Raw genomic sequence first — 16734 nt, 5'->3', positions numbered from 1 at the left:
TCGAGTGACACTCGGTGTTCAGGTGTGAAATAGACTGATCCAATGCCTACTTCGAGGGCCCGTGGCCAGTACGCCAAGGGAGCGGAACGCCGCGAACAGATCATCCAGACGGCCACTGACGTTTTCGCTACGGAAGGGTTCGAGGGGACCGCGCTGAAGCGGGTCGCCGAACTCGTGGGCGTCAAGGAAGCCACACTTTTCCACTACTTCAAAGGCAAGCAGGAGCTCCTCACCGCCGTCCTCGCCGAACGCGACCGCCGGTCGCTTGCCGTCGGCGGCGAAATCGGAGTGGGCCTTGACCTGATGGCGCCCATCGCTGAACGGAACGAGCGTGAGCCTGGGCTGACCACCCTCTATGCGGTCGCCTCAGCCACGGCCAACGACCCTCACCACGATTCCCACGGCTACTTCAAAGAGCGCTACGAGACCGTGGTGCGGGATATCGCAGCTGACATTGAGCGGCGCCAAGCCATCGGAAATGTCCGGACAGACGTCGACGCCGTGATGCTGGCACGGTTGACGGTCGCTGCCTTCGACGGACTCCAGTTGCAGTGGCTGTACGACAAGAACGTGGACATGGCCGATGGCCTCCGGCAGCTCATCGACGTGCTGCTGGCGCCACAGGACCGGGCCGCAGGGAGTTAAAGCCGCGGAAAGTTAAGAACGGAAGGACCGGAGCGTTGGCTCCGGTCCTTCCGTTGGTAAGACGTGGCGTCCCTAGCGGCCGGTGCCGCCGTAAACGGTAGCCTCGGCGTCGCCGTCGAGCTCGAACGCATTGTGGATGGCGCGAACGGCGTCATCCAGAGCGTCGGCGCTGGTGACGACGGAGATACGGATCTCCGAGGTGGAGATCATGTCGATGTTGATGCCGGCATCGGAGAGGGCCTTGAAGAACGTGGCCGAGACGCCCGGGTGCGAACGCATCCCGGCGCCGATCAGGGAGAGCTTGCCGACGTGCTCGTTGTATTCGATGCTCTCGAAGCCGATCTGGCCCTCGGCGGCGCGCAGGGCGGCCAAGGCGTCCGCGCCTTCGACGATGGGGAGCGTGAACGAGATGTCCGTGCGGCCGGTGCCGTGCGTCGAGACGTTCTGGACGATCATGTCGATGTTCGAGTGCGCATCGGCGATCACCTGGAAGATCGCAGCAGCCTTACCCGGGATATCCGGGACGCCTACGACGGTGACCTTGGCTTCGGACCGGTCGTGCGCAACGCCGGAGATGATTGGCTGCTCCAAGGCAACTCCCTCTTGAATAGTGAACTTTTCTTCGGCTCCCGGGATGACCCAGGTGCCTTCGTTCTGGCTGAATGACGAACGGACGTGCAGCGGCACACCGAAACGGCGGGCATATTCAACGCAGCGCAGGTGCAGGATCTTGGCCCCGGAGGCGGCCAGTTCCAGCATTTCCTCGCTGGAAATACGGTCAATCTTCTGGGCGCTGGTCACTACGCGGGGGTCGGCTGTGTAGATGCCGTCAACGTCCGTGTAGATCTCGCAGACGTCTGCTTCCAACGCTGCGGCCAAAGCAACGGCGGTGGTGTCCGAACCGCCGCGGCCCAACGTGGTGATCTCGTGGGTGGCGCGGCTCATGCCCTGGAAACCGGCCACGATGGCGATGTGTCCCTTGTCCAGCGCCGTGCGGATGCGGTGCGGGTCGACGTCGATAATCCGCGCCTTGCCGTGGATGCCGTCGGTAATCATGCCGGCCTGGGAGCCCGTGAACGACTGCGCCGAAGCACCGAACTTGTTGATGGCCATGGCAAGGAGGGCCATGGAAATACGTTCGCCGGCGGACAGGAGCATGTCCATTTCGCGGGCAGGAGCAGAATCGGTGACCTGGCTGGCAAGGTCCAGGAGCTCATCGGTGGTGTCGCCCATTGCGGAAACAACAACCACAACCTCATTGCCGGCCTTCTGCGCATCCACGACGCGCTGTGCGACCCGTTTGATGCCATCAGCATCGGCAACCGAGGAACCGCCGAACTTCTGAACGATCAGCTGCTTGGTAATGGCAGCCTCGTTGGAGAGCTCTTCGATCTTCACTTCGGTAGTGGGCATAGTCATGCGCGCACCCTCACTGCATCAATAGGGTTCGAACGCGGCATGCTCAATTCGGGCACGCCTGCGTAGCTTATTTGCCCAGTTTATCGCCGCGTGCAGGGCTGGTAGGAATTGTGACCACATGGCGGCCAGGGCCTGCGGGAATAGCCGCATCCCTGGGAGCGTCGAGTCGCGGTTCTACTTGGTGGTGGGAGTTGGGCTGGCGCTGGCATCCTGTCTGTCCGACTCTTCGTAAATCGCGCCGAAGTCTCCTGCAGGCGGTGTCCATTTAGAGGCCGGAGCCTTTGACGTTTGCGTAGTAGTACATGAGTTGTCCGCCGTTCTGATCGGCGTAGAGGCGGATGAGGCCCGGGTCTTTGGGGGTAGTTTCGGTGCGGGTGGTGAAGCCTTTGGATTTCCAGAACGTTGTGACCGTTTCCGTTGATGCTTCCTGATCCACGGGGTCAGGGGTTTGGGTCAGGATGCTGTAGTTCACACCATCCTGCCCGTCGGGTGTTGTGCAGTGCATGTTTCGAGTGCCCTTATCGACCCATTTTTGGGTTCTGATGGTGTGTTGGGTTTCGGTTTTGAAGGCGTGGAGGTCGGCGAGGGCTTGTTTGAGTTCTTGGACCTGCGCCGTGACGGTTGCAGGGTCGCTGGGGTCGTTTGGGCCGGTCATCGGTTTCTCCGTGGTGGTGGGCGTGCAGGCGCTCAGCGCAATAGCAGCAAGGAACACGGCGGCAAGAATACTTCGGGCCTTTAGACGGCCTTTGGGTTCAACGCGCATGTGCTTCACCTTTTCTGCAACGTCTTCTACCTAGGGGGTTCTATTTGCCAGTAGCGGAGGGGCTTGGCTTGGAAGGGAGACCGAAGTTTTCGGGATAGAGCTCTTTGTAAATCGCGGTTTGGTCTCCGGCGATGCAGACAGTGTCCATCTCCAGGCCGGAGCCTTTGATGTTTGCGTAGTAGGACATGAGTTGTCCGCCGTTTTGATCGGCGTAGAGGCGGATGAGTCCCGGGTCCCGTGGGTTGGTTTCGGTGCGGGTGGTGAAGCCTTTGGATTCCCAGAAAGTTTTGACGGCATTGACCGAGGCTTCATGGTCGACGAGGTCGGGGGTTTGGCTCAGGACGATGTAATTTACGCCGTCTTCCCCGCCGGGTGTGGTGCAGGGGCCATTTCGGAGGCCCTCGTCGACCCATTTTTGAGTTCCGATGGCTTGTTGGGTTTCGGTTTTGAAGGCGTGGAGATCCGCGAGGGCTTGTTTGAGTTCTTCTACTTGGGCTTTGACGGTGGCAGGGTCGCTCGGGTTGTTTGGGCCGGTCATCGGTTTCTCCGTGGTGGTGGGGGTGCAGGCGCTCAGCGCCAAGAGCATGCTTAGCAAGCCGGTAAGGACATAGCGGGTCCTGAGACGGGCCTTGGGTTCATAGGACATGAGGTTCACTCTTTCGGACTTGTTCATCGGCCAGCAAATCCGGCCGGCGGCGAGACAGGCCGCGCGCCTGGAAGGATATGGTCTCCGTGGCCGGTCGTTGTGAGGGCAGCTTCGTACAGGGCTGTTGTTCCCTTGTCCAAGTACCCGTAGCCGTCCCGGGCAGTCCTGTGTACCAGTGTGTTGTGTTCGGTAGTGCCTTGATACTGGGCCCCGTCGATAATGGCTCCTTCTGAAGAGAACACGTTCGCGCCGAACGATTCCAGGCGAGGATCTTGGCGTTGGAAGCGACCCAAATCAGCCAGCCCGTCGCCTGCGGCTTCCGTGGCGAAGACCTGCTCGGCAGGGACGTGGAGGTCTCCGGTGTTTCGGATCTCTTTTTCGATGCCGGCGGAGCCGAGCATCGTGAAGGTGGCCACGTTCAATGCCGCGGCGGCAAGGGCGTTGGAGGTGACCGTGGTGCCGTAGGAATGGGCCAAGACGTGCAGGGTCTCCGGGGTCCTGTTGCCCAAGCTCTCTCTGACGGCGTTGAACGCCTGAAGGTCTGTGACGAACCGGTCGGCGCCGGCTCGGGCGGCATCGCCACTGTTCACGCTCGGAACCGTGGGGGGTTCGTAGTTGATCCATGCCACCACAGCGAAAGATTTATCCCTAGAGAGCAACTTTTGTTGCGCCTGAAGGTTCGCGGCGTTGAACGCCCAGTCATTGAAACCGCTGTGCGGTGTGATGTTCATACCGGACACGGCGTAGGTCACGTTGTCAGCCGTATCGGGGTTACCCGCAGAGACCTGTGCTTTGGGGGAGCCGTGGGTAAGATCGAATCCGAGCAAAACAGCAACGTCCGCGGCCCCGGCGTTCGTTAAGGCCTCACCGATGCCATCGAGCGCCTTTTGCTGTGTTTGCAGCCGTGTCCAAGCAGGGTTGGTCACAGACAGGCCCTGGCTGGCGGGCAGGAATTGAGGCGTTTTGGTGAGACCGTCTTTGATGCGCTCGTCCTCGGTGGCGAGGCGTATGCGATTGGCCTTGTCCCGGGCAGTGGCGGTGACGCCGTTCAGGTTCCCGATGACCCCGGGAAGGGTCTGGATCAGAAAAATCTGGGCCTCGCCGGGTTCGATTGTCCCGCTGGCGACCGTCTGGCCGAGTCCTGCCCACCACTCGGCAATCATCACAGGGTCCAGCCCTGGTTGCTCAAGCAGCCACTGAAGTCGGTCCTTGTTAGCTGGGGTGGCCAGCCACGCCTTAAGTTGGGCGGTGTTAAGGGCCCCGATGTCGGTCAAACTCACTTGCCGTGGGGGAGCGTACTGAATGAGAACGCTGTTGAGGATGGTGTCACCCATGGAGCCGCTGCCAGCTGCTTCAAATGCTGCAGCGATGCGTTCGACCCACACAGCATCAGCAGTGTCCTCTCTGAGCAGCTGCTCGAAACCGGACACGAAGGTGACGCTGCCGCTGTTCACCCAGGAACAAGCAGCGGTGAAACTACCCCAGGCGTTCCGGACACGTCCGAGTTCATTTTTGAGGATGTTTGTGGAAGTTCGGGATTGGGACACGAAGTCGCGCAGGTTGCCCGGGTCCGCCGCGCTTGTCCCGGCTTCTGATCCACCGGCGAACCTTGCCCGGTCCCTTGGGGAGAATACTGCTGAAATCGTCGGTGCGGGCAACGGCCACTCCGCGGGCATTGGATCCCCCAACGGGTTCAGGAAAGATTGGAAGTTCTGTTCACGGATGTCGGCGCGTTGCTGCCAGTCGGCGAGGTTCTTCAGCCGCGACTTCTCCCGCGCGGACCGTAGTTTCGCTTCCTGGACGTCCTCTGCCAACGCGGCGAGAACACTGGCAAGGCGGACACGGTCATCAGCCCTGACGGCACAGGCCTGGACGAATAAGCGGGCGTAGCCCCCTTTGAAATCCTCCATGACACGATCAATGGCTCCTGACAGGAACGCGCCCTCCGAGCGTAGAGCCTCATCCGCGGAATCGGCAGCACTGATTAGAGCATCGGCCGCGCCGTCATCGAAAGCAATCCCCAAAACCAAATCCCCCGGAACGAATGGTTTATCCATCGAATAGCATAACAGCTCGAATGGCCTTTATTGACGCGTTCGCCGGGGTGAGAGGGTCCGGAATCTCACCAACCCGCAGTGCCGGGTTCCCCTTTAAACGGCCCCACAATGCGCCGCGTGATCCAACCCCCATAGAAGCCGCCTGATTGCGCCTTCACTTGTTCGCCGTCGATTTCGCATGACTCCATGCGGCCCGGGTACAGGGCTACCCGCGTTCTGAGAGCCTCGAAACCCTGGGTGGGTTCCGGGTATGTCCACCCGCCGCGGGATGCAACCACGCCGCGTGACACGACGTCGAAGTAGCTCGCCATCCCCTTGAACTCGCAGAAAGTTTCACCCTCAACAGGTACCAGAACTCCGGCGTGAAACGCCTCGAACGGCAGGTAGTAGACCGGCGGGTGACTCGTTTCCAGGACCCTGACTGAATCCACAGTGTCGGCAATGACACGGCCGCCAAGCCGGACCACAATCCTTTCCGAACGGTGCTCCACCACCGGAGGCCGGGGATAGTCCCATACCGACTCCTCCCCGCCCTGCGGGGTAATGCGCTGTGGTCTCTTGGGGAGTCGTGGGAGTGGGGTCATGGCCTATGGTCCCACCTTCTTCTGGGAAACCCCTGTTGATGCATGCGGCCCAGGCGTACCATCCACGACATGAGGACTGCGTGGCGCCTTGGACGCCATTCCTGACCGTTCGGGCCAGCCGGGTGCCGGAGGACACGAGCCGGAGTACGAGGTCATCGGCGGTGGATTCGTTGACGATCAGCCGCGGGTGACTTCATTCAGCCGTGGCTCCGAACCAACACCTGCCGCCGTGGTAACGACTGCTCTGGAACTGGCCTGGCAGGATGCCCGGAATTCGTTGTCATCCTGGTGGTTCTGGCTGGGCTGCTCTTCCGCCCTCGGCCTCGCATGGGGAATGGCCGCTGCAATGTTTGCCTGGATGCAATCGCTCGGATGGTTCGACTCCGCCGTCTCAAGTGCCATGTACGTGTTCATGGCTGGATTCCTGGCGCTGGCGGCCGCGGTGGCGGGTATCGTCTGGGGCTTTCGGCACGCCCAGAGCAGCATACTGGTCCGCTTCCTCGCAGCAACCATCCGCGGAGTCGCTTTCGCTGTACCGTCATGTGTGGTCCTGCTGATGGTGGGGCTCAGCACTGGTGGGCCGCCCGCGCTGGCTGGTGCCGCCGCCGTCGTTATTGTCCTTGAGGTGGGACTGTTCGGACTCATGGGAGGCGGTGCACGGGCGTGCTTTGCCTCAACCCTGCCGGCGGGCGTCCTGGCTGCGGTGGTGACGATGTTCCTCTGCTTCGGGAATGGTGCGTTCACCCTGTTGCTGCTTCCCGGAACCACTGAAACGGGCGGCGCTTCGGTGCCCGTGAACGTGGAGCGAGACGACGCCGGGAGGATCACCGCGTACGAGTGTGTTGGCACCCTGCATGCCGTGGAGGTGGCGCATACGGAGCGCGTGGCATGGCTTGCGGCGTCCAATCCTGCGCTGCTCCTGGGCAGCGTCGGGGCTGAGTTTGTGCCTCCTGACCACGACCTTGGTTGGGTGTTGGCCGGGCTTCAATTCGCTTCCGATGGGCCATCCCGTGAGGTTCCTTGCCTCGGAGGAGAATCAAGTGACGGGCTCGCCCCGCCGGTGCCCGTGGCTCTCACCGGCTTTGCAGTACAGGCCGGCTTTGCGGCGGTACTTACCGCTTCGGCGCGCTGGCGGACGGCCCGAAGAGTAGGGGCTCCTTGATCGGCTGACCATTGGAGGGCAACCAACCTACAACAGCGCGTTGCGCCTTCCTTCGAAGGCCCGGCCCAGGGTGACTTCGTCGGCGTACTCGAGGTCCCCGCCCACGGGAAGTCCGGAAGCCAGCCTTGTCACCGCTATCCCGATCGACTTGAGCATGCGGGCCAGGTAGGTAGCTGTGGCCTCACCCTCAAGGTTGGGGTCTGTGGCGATGATGATTTCCTGGATGGCACCGTCGTTCAGGCGGGTCAGGAGCTCGCGGATACGCAACTGCTCCGGACCGATGCCGGCAATGGGGTTAATGGCCCCGCCCAGCACGTGGTACCGGCCGCGGAAGGAACGGGTCCGCTCCACTGCCAGGACATCCTTGGACTCTTCAACCACGCAAATGACCGACGGATCCCGGCGCGGGTCCCGGCAAATATTGCAGGTCTCCTGCTCAGTCACGTTGAAGCAGACCGAACAGAACTTCACCCGCTCCTTAACCGTGGTGATGGCCGTAACCAGGCGCTTCATGTCCTCCGGATCAGCCTCCAGGATGTGAAATGCCAGGCGCTGCGCTGACTTGGGGCCAACACCGGGAAGCCGGCCGAGCTCGTCAATCAGCTCCTGAACTGCACCTTCGTACACAATGTCCTCATTTGGTTGAAATCAATGCTGGAATCAGCGGTTGTGCAGGGGAGAACCGTCCAAGGCGCGCTCTTCGATCAGCTTTCCGCCCAGAATACGCTCCACAGCTGCCCGCCCAAAGACCCTCGATTCCTCGATGGTCTCGTCCTCCGGGCTGGGGATGTCCTCCGGCGCGGAGTCCGGCTTCACCGGGGTCCTTACCGGCGCTTGGACACGGCCAGCCTGGGCTTCGGGGCTGTTGGTCAACCGCTGGTACAGGCTCTGACGTCCGTTGGGATTGCCCGACGGCGCGCCCTCCTCAAGTGTCGCGACCGAACCATGCGCTTCCTCGGGTTGGGTCGCCAAGGAAGGCCACGTTGCGGGGGCGACGCCGGCTGCGCTGGCGCCAGCCGGGGCGCTGCTGCTGACAGGAGCGGGCATGGATTGCGTTGCCGGCCAGCTCGACGCCGGTGCAACGTCCCAGCTTGAGCTGGGGTTTTGCTCGGCGCTGGTGGGGTGGCCGTAGGTGCCTGCCGCCGCGGCTGGAGCTTGCGCGGCGGCGGGCTCGTAGTCGGGGGTTTCCGGCGCCGGCGCAACCACTTCCGATGCTTGCTTTGGCTGCTTGCCCACATTGGATTCCGTACCCACTACCCAGGTACCCGGCGCGTGTTCGATGGCCCTGGACCAGGGATCGTCGGAGGTGCTGGACGCTGCGGCGGAGGCAGTGGTCTTGTCTGTTGCTGCCGATGACGGTGCCGCGGCCAAGGGTGCTGACGTGGCCGGCGCTGACTTCTGTGCCGGAGTAGTAGCCACCGCTGGGCTCTGTCGGCCGTAACCCGATGGTGGTTCCCAATCAGCCGGGGGCTCTTCGTCCAGTGGCGGGGCGTCTTCGTCGAGCGGCGGACCCCAGTCGTCGTCAGGGTAGGAGTAGTCTGCGACTGGCTCAGGGGCCGGTGCCGGGGAGGCCGATGCCGACGATGGAGGTTGGGGCGTCACCTGCCCAGGGGAGGCTGGTGCGGGCGTGACAGCTGCGGGCGTGGACGTCGCTGGCTCGGGTGCCGCTGCAGCTGACGGCCTGGACTCAGGTGCAGGTGCGGCCACCGGGGTGGCCGGGGCAAGACCCCAGGCCGAATCGACGGCCGACACCGCGGCAGGTGCCGGTGTCGAAACAGGCGCCGAAGCAGACGGTGCCGAAGCAGACGGTGTCGAAACCGGCTGTGGCGATGCTGCCTCCGCAGGCGTTGCGCCACCCGCCGACGCCGGAGTTTCCCGGCTAGTAGGCGCTTTTGGGTTTGGCTCAGAGCTCGCTGAGCTGTTGCCGCCAGCGACTGCCACGATCTGGCAGTCGATGCCGATGGTCTTGTGGATCGCTTGGCGAAGGTTCTCGGCGTGGTCTGCGCGGCCGAATGCACCCGCCAGCCCACCGGTGGTGAAGGCGAGCGTCAGTACCTGGCCGTCGAACTGGGCCACTTGGGCGTTAGGTTCCACCAGCGCCCACGTGCTGCGCTTGATCTTGGTCAGGGTCTGCAAGACGTCGGGCCATGCGCGACGCAGTGCCTCCACATCTCCGCTTCCTCCAGAGCCAGCAGGTCCTCCCGCAGGAGCGGGCTGCGGAGCTTGGGGCGCCGCTTGCGCTGGGCCTGCCTCCGGCGGGGTTTGAACTGGTGGTGTTGCCGGGGACGGTTCGGGCACCGGCGCTTGAACAGGCCTGGGCTGCGAGGTGGGGGCCTGGACGCGATCCGCCGGGGCCGGAGCCGTCTGGGGTGCAGCAGCCTGCTGCGCTCGAGCGGAAGCCTGGCGGTCCTCAACAGGCCAGTCGCTGGTGGACACGCGCGGTGCGGTGATGGCGTCGCGGGACCCGGCAGTGACGGCGGTTGCGGGAGATGTCGTCGATGCCGCGGGCGCCTGCGGCGCAGCAGGTGCCGATGCACTCGGCGCGACAGCAGCCGGCACGGAAAGTGCGGGCTCAACGGTATTCGGCGCCACGGGCGCAGAGGCGGGGGCCGGCGTCGACTCTGCAACAGGCGGAGCAGCCGCTGCAGCAGGCGGGGCGGCAGCAATAGCCGGCGCGCCGCCGTCGCCCGCGTAATTCAGGCGACGTTCCACGCGGTCGATGCGTGCCGCGATGCCCCGCTCGGTCTGCTCAGCGCTGGGCAGCAGGATCCGGGCACACAGCAGTTCAAGGTGCAGCCTGGGCGAGGTGGCGCCGGTCATCTCCGTCAGCGCGGTGTTGGTGACGTCGGCGGCGCGGGAGAGCTCGGCCGCGCCGAGGTTGGTTGCCTGGTTGCGCATGCGGGCGATCTGGTCCGAGGGCATGCCGCGGAGGATGGCCTGGGCGCTCTCGGGCATCGCTTGGACGATGATCAGGTCGCGGAAACGTTCCAGCAGGTCTTCAACGAATCGCCGGGGATCGTGCCCGGTCTGGATAACGCGATCGACTGCACGGAAAACGGTGGCCGAGTCCGCAGCAGCAACAGCATCCACGATGTCGTCCAGCAAAGAAGCATGCGTGTAGCCGAGCAGTGCCACGGCGAGCTCGTAGTCCAGGCCATTTGGTCCGGCGCCGGCCATGAGCTGATCCAGCACGGACAGGGTGTCGCGGACGGAACCTCCGCCTGCGCGGATCACCAGCGACAGCACGCCGGGAGCTACCGGCACGTTCTCCTGCTGGCAGAGGAGCTCAAGGTACTGCATGAGCGGCTCAGGCGGCACCAACCGGAAGGGGTAGTGGTGCGTGCGGGAACGAATGGTCCCGATGACTTTGTCCGGCTCCGTGGTGGCGAAGATGAACTTGATGTGTTCCGGCGGCTCTTCAACGATCTTCAGGAGCGCGTTGAAGCCGGCCGACGTGACCATATGGGCCTCGTCGATGATGAAGATCTTGTAGCGGTCCCGGACAGGAGCGAAGGTTGCGCGTTCGCGGAGATCGCGGGCGTCGTCCACGCCACCGTGGCTGGCGGCGTCGATCTCGATGACGTCCAGGGAACCGGAGCCGCCGCGGGCGAGCTCGATGCAGCTGGGGCACTTGCCGCAGGGGGTGTCCGTGGGTCCCTCGGCGCAGTTCAGGCAGCGGGCCAGGATGCGCGCGGAGGTGGTCTTGCCACAGCCGCGGGGGCCGGAGAAGAGGTAGGCGTGGTTCACGCGGTTCTTCCGGAGCGCCGTCATCAGCGGCTCTGTGACGTGTTCCTGCCCGATAACGTCCGCGAAAGAGTCCGGGCGATACCTTCGATACAGGGCAGTTGTAACAGTCACAAGTGAAACCTACCTATAGGGACTGACATTTAAAGTAAGTGACCCCTCATGCACCCGCCAGAGCCCATCTACCCTTGCTACCTTCCGGTCCTGGGGGAGTTCAACAGGATGACGCCACATGAGGGGCCGTCGACAAGCTTACCCGAACTTGGGTTGGGGTTCGAATCGGCCTGAAGGCCTGTGGATAAGGCTCGACGGCGGGTGGCTGGGACTCTCGAATCACCGCCACCCATTCGCCGGCCACGTCATGAAAGCCGGTTCCTCGTAAGGGTGCGCCGCCCGCAGGGCCAGCACTACGGCGTCGAGCAGCTCTTCCTCCACCACGCACTCAACCCGGGTTTCCGGCACCTGCTGCTCAATTCCCACTTCGCCAACGAAGGGGCGCGCGCCCGGCAGGGGAGTGAACCGGCCGGTGCCGGGCGACGTGAACGCGCAGTGGGAGTAGTCGCCGATCCTGCCGGCGCCGGCGTCGCCGATGGCCAGCAGAACCTCTTCGATATGTGTCTCCGGGACGTAAACAACCAAGGCGTGAAGCTGCGTCATGGGGACATCTTGTCAGTAACTTTGGCTACAAACAGGTCTCAGCCATTGCAAATCCACGGACCACAGCGGACCATGGGTATGTACACCGATTGGGGCAATCTCAAGGTTGTGAGCTGCGGGGCCTGGGAGCGAGGGGCCGGACCCGGCAGCTCAACGGTGATACCGCAAGAATGGGCGCGTTGGGGGCGTCCATTTTTCCGTTAAGCAGTGATTCATCCGGGGCTTACCGGGGTGGCAATTCTGCCCGATTACACGATGCCGAAATTCTCAGGTACAGTAGTATCTGCTTTCGAATCGGAAGCAAGGAGAATTCGCCTAGCGGCCTATGGCGCACGCCTGGAACGCGTGTTGGGTTAACGCCCTCGGGGGTTCAAATCCCCCATTCTCCGCGGTTGGCCCCAGTCCCTCGGACTGGGGCCTTTTGCGTTCCCTGGCTCTTTCGCGTCAGGTCCTCAGCCCGCGTCAGCCTGCTGCTCGGCGTCCAGCTGCTGCTCTGCGGCCACCCGTTCCAGGACTTCCCGGCAAGCGGCCGTCGCGGGGTGGATGCGGCCGGCTGTCCTGGTGGAGGTAAACACCGTCCGTTTTGGCAGGCCGGGCAGATCCAGCAGTTGGACCGTCCGGCTTCGCCCGGTCCACACAAGGTCCGGCATGAGGGCCACCGCGTTTCCCGATTCGATGAGCCGGATCTGGGCTTGGAGGTCTGCAGTTTCATAGCGCACGTCGGGTTCGAAACCAGCTGACCGGCAGGCTTGCTCTGCCCAGTGCCTTGAGGCTGCGCCGCGGGGTTCCATGACCCACGGCATCAACGCGGTGTCTGCAAGGGAGGAGACTGTTTCGCCGCCCAGTCCCACCGGGGGAGTGGCCAAGCGGATGGCATCGCTGGTCAGCGTGACGCGGTCCAGTCCGCTGTGGTGCGGTGCTGCATGGCCCGGATATTGCTCGGCCACCACCAAGTCGAAGTCCCGTGCCCACGTTTCGTAGAGGGCAGTCTCGGGCTCGCGTTGGGTCATTTCCACCCGCACTTCCGGATATTCCTGCCGCATGATGGTGAGGAAGCCGGGCAGGAGGGCCAAGGCGGCGGACTGGAAGACAGCCAGGCGAACCGTTCCCGTCACCACGGACAGGGAAGCCGCGAGTTCGGTTTCGGCGCGTTCCAGAGTCTCCAGCAGTGCCGCGGTATGCGCTACCAGGATCTCCGCCTGTGGAGTCAGTTGCACGCGCCGCCCGGCCTTCCGCAGCAATTCGACGCCGGCTTCCTTCTCCAGCAGGGTCAGCTGCTGGGACACTGACGAGGGGCTGTATTGCATGGCGTCGGCCACTTCCGCGAGGGTTCCGCGGATCTTCAATTCGTGCAGCAAACGCAGCCTGCGGACGTCCAGCACGGTGGCCTCCAAAACATCGGAATGGATAATCAATATTCGTCAGAAAAGATCGCTTTTCCTAACGTGATTGTAGATCCATACTGATGGAAACAAACAAACTTCTCCGCCTCAGAAGGAGCCCCCATGACCAGCACCATCCCGGATGCCACTGCCCCGAGCACCCAGGATTCCGGACAGTTCGACGCCTTGGCGCAGGAAGCCATCGCTTTGGTCCGCCACTGGCTCACCGAAGCCAGCAAGATCCCCGTGGATGTCTCCGCCCAGCGCCTTGCCGGCGTGTTGAAGGATCCGAACGGTCTTGACTTCACTGTCGGATTCGTCGACGGCGTCATCCGCCCTGAAGATCTATCGGTCGCCGGCCGCAAACTCGCCGAACTGGCTCCCAAGGTGCCCAAGTTCCTGCCCTGGTACATGCGCAGCGCCGTGCGTGTGGGTGGCGTCATGGCCCCGATCCTCCCGCAGGTGGTCATTCCGATCGCCCGCCGCGTGCTCCGTGAAATGGTGGGCCACCTGATCGTGGATGCCACCGACGCCAAGCTTGGACCGGCCATCGCCAAGATCCGGCAGGACGGCGTGCACCTGAACGTCAACCTCCTCGGCGAAGCCGTCCTGGGCGAGCATGAAGCACAGCGACGCCTCGACGGCACCCTGAAGCTCCTGGCCCGCGATGACGTTGACTATGTCTCCATCAAGGAATCCTCCACCGTGGCACCGCACTCCCCGTGGGCCTTCGACGAAGCCGTCGACCACGTGGTGGAGAAGCTCACCCCGCTGTACCGTCTTGCGGCGTCCTTCCCCAAGCCCAAGTTCATCAACCTGGACATGGAGGAATACAAGGACCTCAGCATGACCATCGCGGTGTTCAAGCGCATCCTGGACATGCCCGAGTTCAAGAACCTCGAAGCCGGCATCGTCCTTCAGGCCTACCTCCCGGACGCCCTCGGCGCCATGCAGGAACTGCAGGAATGGGCCGCGGCGCGCCGTGCCCAGGGCGGCGCGCCCATCAAGGTCCGCGTGGTCAAGGGCGCCAACCTTCCCATGGAACAGGTGGAAGCGTCGCTGCATGACTGGCCGCTGGCCACTTGGGGCAGCAAGCAGGACTCGGACACCAGCTACAAGAACGTCATCAATTACGCCCTCACCCCCGAGCACATTGATGCCGTCCGCATCGGCGTCGCGGGCCACAACCTGTTCGATGTCGCCTTCGCCTGGCTGCTGGCCAAGCAGCGCGGGATTGCCCAGCAGGGACCGAAAGCCATCGAATTCGAGATGCTCCTGGGCATGGCGACCGGCCAGGCCACCGCAGTCCGCAAGGACGTCGGCAGCCTCCTGCTCTACACACCGGTGGTCCACCCCGGCGAGTTCGACGTCGCCATCGCCTACTTGATCCGCCGCCTCGAAGAAGGCGCGAGCCAGGAAAACTTCATGTCCGCGGTCTTCGAACTCAGCGAGAACGAAGCGCTGTTCAAGCGCGAGGAGAAGCGCTTCCTGGACTCCCTGGCCGGCATGACGGCCGAAGTTCCCGGCCCCAACCGCAAGCAGGACCGCCGCCTCCCCGCCGAGCCGGCGCCGCTCGAAGGCTTCAGCAACACCCCCGACACGGACCCGGCGCTCCCGGCCAACCGTGCCTGGGGCCGCGACATTCTCAAGCGCATCCCCGGTTCCACCGCAGGCGACAAGATCGTCGAGTCCACCAAGGTCTCCGACGCAGCAGAACTGGACCGCATCATCGCCACCGCCGTGGACCATGGCAAAGCCTGGGGTTCCCGTCCGGCTGCCGAGCGTGCAGCGATCCTGCACCGCGCCGGTGAAGTCCTCGAAGCCCGCCGCGCCGAGCTGCTGGAGGTCATGGCTTCCGAAACCGGCAAGACCATCGACCAGGGCGACCCCGAGGTCAGCGAAGCAATCGACTTCGCGCACTATTACGCCGAGCGCGCCAAGGACCTGGAAACGGTCGACGGCGCCACATTCGTCCCAGCCAACCTCACCGTGGTGACCCCTCCGTGGAACTTCCCGGTGGCGATCCCCGCAGGCTCGACGCTCGCAGCGCTGGCGTCAGGCTCCGCCGTCGTGATCAAGCCTGCAAAGCAGGCCCGCCGCTCCGGTTCCGTCATGGTGGATGCCTTGTGGGAAGCCGGTGTGCCGCGCGAAGTGCTGGCGCTCGTCCAGCTCGAAGAGCGTGAACTCGGCACCCAGCTGGTCTCGCACCCGAGCGTTGACCGCGTCATCCTCACCGGCGGCTACGAAACCGCCGAGCTTTTCCGCTCCTTCCGCCAGGACCTGCCGCTGCTGGCAGAGACGTCCGGCAAGAACGCCATCATCGTCACCCCGAGTGCGGACCTGGACCTCGCTGCCAAGGACGTGGTGTACTCGGCATTCGGCCATGCAGGACAGAAGTGCTCCGCCGCATCGCTGGTGATCCTGGTTGGCTCGGTCGCGAAGAGCGCCCGCTTCCACAACCAGCTGATCGACGCCGCACGCTCCCTGACCGTGGGCTACCCGGAGAACGCCACGACGCAGATGGGGCCGATCATCGAACCGGCCAACGGCAAGCTCCTCAATGCCCTCACCACCCTGGGCGACGGCGAGACATGGGCCATCAAGCCCGAACGCCTCGACGAAACCGGCCGTTTGTGGTCCCCGGGCATCCGTTCGGGCGTGAAGCGTGGTTCCTACTTCCACCTCACCGAGTTCTTCGGCCCGGTGCTGGGTGTCATGACCGCCGAAACGCTCGAGGAAGCCATCGCCATCCAGAACGAGATCGAGTACGGCCTCACCGCCGGCCTGCACTCCCTGGATTCGGCCGAGATGGGCATCTGGCTGGACACCATCCAGGCTGGAAACCTCTATGTCAACCGTGGCATCACCGGTGCCATCGTGCAGCGCCAGCCCTTCGGTGGCTGGAAGAAGTCGGCTGTTGGCGCCGGAACCAAGGCCGGTGGACCGAACTACCTGATCGGCCTGGGCAGCTGGCTTCCCGCGGAGGCCAAGGCCAAGCGTGGCACGGTCCTCCAGGGTGCAGCCGCTCAGCTCCTCGCTGCCGCGAAGTCCGCCGACGTGACCGCTGAAGAACTCCAGACCCTGCAGCAGTCGCTCTTCAGCGACGCCGCTGCCTGGGATTCCGAGTTCGGCACCCGCAAGGACGTCTCCGGCCTGTCCGCAGAGCGCAACGTCTTCCGCTACCGCTCCCTCCCGGTCACCATCCGCCTCTCCGAGGGTGAGCGGCTCGCTGACCTGCTCCGCGTGGCAGCGGCCGGCGCAGTGGCGGGCTCGGCCCTCAAGGTGAGCTCCGCCGTCGTACTTCCTGACGCTGTGGTGTCCGTGTTCGCGGACTTGGGCGTCAGCGTGCGGATCGAGGACGACGCCGCGTGGCTGGCCCGTGCGGCAAAGTTCGACGCCGGCCGGATCCGCCTGATCGGTGGCGACTTCGCTGCGCTGAGCGCAGCCATGGGTGGCCGTCCCGACGTCGCCGTCTACCACGGAGCCGTAACCCAGGCCGGCCGCATCGAGATGCTGCCGTTCCTCCGTGAGCAGGCCGTGTCCATGACGGCCCACCGCTTCGGCACCCCGAACCACCTGTCGGACCACCTGATCTAGTGCAGGGCGCCGAGAGGTGAGCTCCCGGCGCTCAGCACCCGCCTTGGGGTCGCGAAAGCCAACCCCTCGCCAAGCCCT

General features: G+C 64.0%; 12 protein-coding genes, 1 tRNA gene and 1 other RNA gene. 4 read left to right on the top strand and 10 right to left on the bottom strand.

Annotation, left to right across the window (positions count from 1 at the left end):
• The first annotated feature begins 42 nt into the window (after window positions 1-42).
• Entirely contained in the window at window positions 43-645 is a 603-nt protein-coding gene (locus QF015_RS14320) for a TetR/AcrR family transcriptional regulator (protein WP_310202916.1), read from the top strand.
• A 72-nt stretch (window positions 646-717) separates the two neighbouring features.
• Here the strand turns inward: QF015_RS14320 and QF015_RS14315 are convergent, their stop codons facing one another.
• From QF015_RS14315 to QF015_RS14295, 5 genes are all read right to left on the bottom strand, one after another.
• Window positions 718-2064: an aspartate kinase gene (locus QF015_RS14315; protein ID WP_309995904.1), complete on the bottom strand. Its 1347-nt coding sequence runs from the start codon at window positions 2062-2064 to the stop codon at window positions 718-720.
• A 265-nt stretch (window positions 2065-2329) separates the two neighbouring features.
• Complete coding sequence (locus QF015_RS14310; protein WP_429389780.1) at window positions 2330-2827, bottom strand: hypothetical protein; 498 nt, start codon at window positions 2825-2827, stop codon at window positions 2330-2332.
• A gap of 40 nt (window positions 2828-2867) precedes the next feature.
• The gene (locus tag QF015_RS14305; RefSeq protein ID WP_429389778.1) at window positions 2868-3473 is read right to left on the bottom strand and encodes a hypothetical protein; all 606 of its coding nucleotides are present in this window, start codon (window positions 3471-3473) and stop codon (window positions 2868-2870) included.
• 23 nt (window positions 3474-3496) lie between these two features.
• A complete protein-coding gene (locus QF015_RS14300; RefSeq protein ID WP_429389776.1) occupies window positions 3497-5530 on the bottom strand; it encodes an alpha/beta hydrolase in 2034 nt (677 codons plus the stop codon).
• A gap of 65 nt (window positions 5531-5595) precedes the next feature.
• On the bottom strand, window positions 5596-6114 hold the full coding sequence (locus tag QF015_RS14295) for a DUF427 domain-containing protein (RefSeq protein WP_429389774.1): 519 nt from the start codon (window positions 6112-6114) through the stop codon (window positions 5596-5598).
• A gap of 88 nt (window positions 6115-6202) precedes the next feature.
• On the opposite strand from QF015_RS14295, the gene QF015_RS14290 reads away from it, so the two are divergent.
• The gene (locus QF015_RS14290; protein WP_429389773.1) at window positions 6203-7276 is read left to right on the top strand and encodes a hypothetical protein; all 1074 of its coding nucleotides are present in this window, start codon (window positions 6203-6205) and stop codon (window positions 7274-7276) included.
• Window positions 7277-7303: 27 nt separating this feature from the next.
• Here the strand turns inward: QF015_RS14290 and recR are convergent, their stop codons facing one another.
• The 4 genes from recR to QF015_RS14270 form a co-directional block, all read right to left on the bottom strand.
• Window positions 7304-7903: a recombination mediator RecR gene (recR, locus tag QF015_RS14285; RefSeq protein ID WP_026541824.1), complete on the bottom strand. Its 600-nt coding sequence runs from the start codon at window positions 7901-7903 to the stop codon at window positions 7304-7306.
• A 33-nt stretch (window positions 7904-7936) separates the two neighbouring features.
• Complete coding sequence (locus tag QF015_RS14280) at window positions 7937-11134, bottom strand: DNA polymerase III subunit gamma and tau (RefSeq protein WP_429389771.1); 3198 nt, start codon at window positions 11132-11134, stop codon at window positions 7937-7939.
• A 34-nt stretch (window positions 11135-11168) separates the two neighbouring features.
• An RNA gene (gene ffs, locus QF015_RS14275) (signal recognition particle sRNA small type) lies at window positions 11169-11265 on the bottom strand.
• 88 nt (window positions 11266-11353) lie between these two features.
• A complete protein-coding gene (locus QF015_RS14270; protein WP_310202902.1) occupies window positions 11354-11677 on the bottom strand; it encodes a hypothetical protein in 324 nt (107 codons plus the stop codon).
• 304 nt (window positions 11678-11981) lie between these two features.
• Here QF015_RS14270 and QF015_RS14265 point away from each other — a divergent pair.
• Window positions 11982-12066, top strand: a tRNA-Ser gene (locus QF015_RS14265).
• Between the two features lie 63 nt (window positions 12067-12129).
• Here the strand turns inward: QF015_RS14265 and QF015_RS14260 are convergent.
• Window positions 12130-13059 carry a LysR substrate-binding domain-containing protein gene (locus tag QF015_RS14260; RefSeq protein ID WP_310204026.1) on the bottom strand — a complete coding sequence of 310 codons (930 nt, stop codon included), beginning with the start codon at window positions 13057-13059 and terminating at the stop codon, window positions 12130-12132.
• Window positions 13060-13182: 123 nt separating this feature from the next.
• Between QF015_RS14260 and QF015_RS14255 the strand changes: the two genes are divergently transcribed.
• Entirely contained in the window at window positions 13183-16656 is a 3474-nt protein-coding gene (locus tag QF015_RS14255) for a bifunctional proline dehydrogenase/L-glutamate gamma-semialdehyde dehydrogenase (protein ID WP_429389769.1), read from the top strand.
• The last annotated feature ends 78 nt before the right edge of the window (window positions 16657-16734 follow it).

This window comes from Paenarthrobacter sp. TE4293 (assembly GCF_050435325.1).
Lineage (GTDB): Bacteria > Actinomycetota > Actinomycetes > Actinomycetales > Micrococcaceae > Arthrobacter > Arthrobacter nitroguajacolicus_C.
The sequence above is the reverse complement of the archived record's forward strand: the minus strand, read 5'-3'. Positions and strand labels throughout refer to the sequence as shown.

Coding starts and splice junctions, on each gene's coding strand:
- QF015_RS14295 (WP_429389774.1), bottom strand. CDS start 6,114: ATGACCCCACTCCCACGACTCCCCAAGAGACCACAGCGCATTACCCCG.
- QF015_RS14320 (WP_310202916.1), top strand. CDS start 43: ATGCCTACTTCGAGGGCCCGTGGCCAGTACGCCAAGGGAGCGGAACGC.
- QF015_RS14300 (WP_429389776.1), bottom strand. CDS start 5,530: ATGGATAAACCATTCGTTCCGGGGGATTTGGTTTTGGGGATTGCTTTC.
- QF015_RS14255 (WP_429389769.1), top strand. CDS start 13,183: ATGACCAGCACCATCCCGGATGCCACTGCCCCGAGCACCCAGGATTCC.
- QF015_RS14270 (WP_310202902.1), bottom strand. CDS start 11,677: ATGACGCAGCTTCACGCCTTGGTTGTTTACGTCCCGGAGACACATATC.
- QF015_RS14310 (WP_429389780.1), bottom strand. CDS start 2,827: ATGCGCGTTGAACCCAAAGGCCGTCTAAAGGCCCGAAGTATTCTTGCC.
- QF015_RS14305 (WP_429389778.1), bottom strand. CDS start 3,473: ATGTCCTATGAACCCAAGGCCCGTCTCAGGACCCGCTATGTCCTTACC.
- QF015_RS14315 (WP_309995904.1), bottom strand. CDS start 2,064: ATGACTATGCCCACTACCGAAGTGAAGATCGAAGAGCTCTCCAACGAG.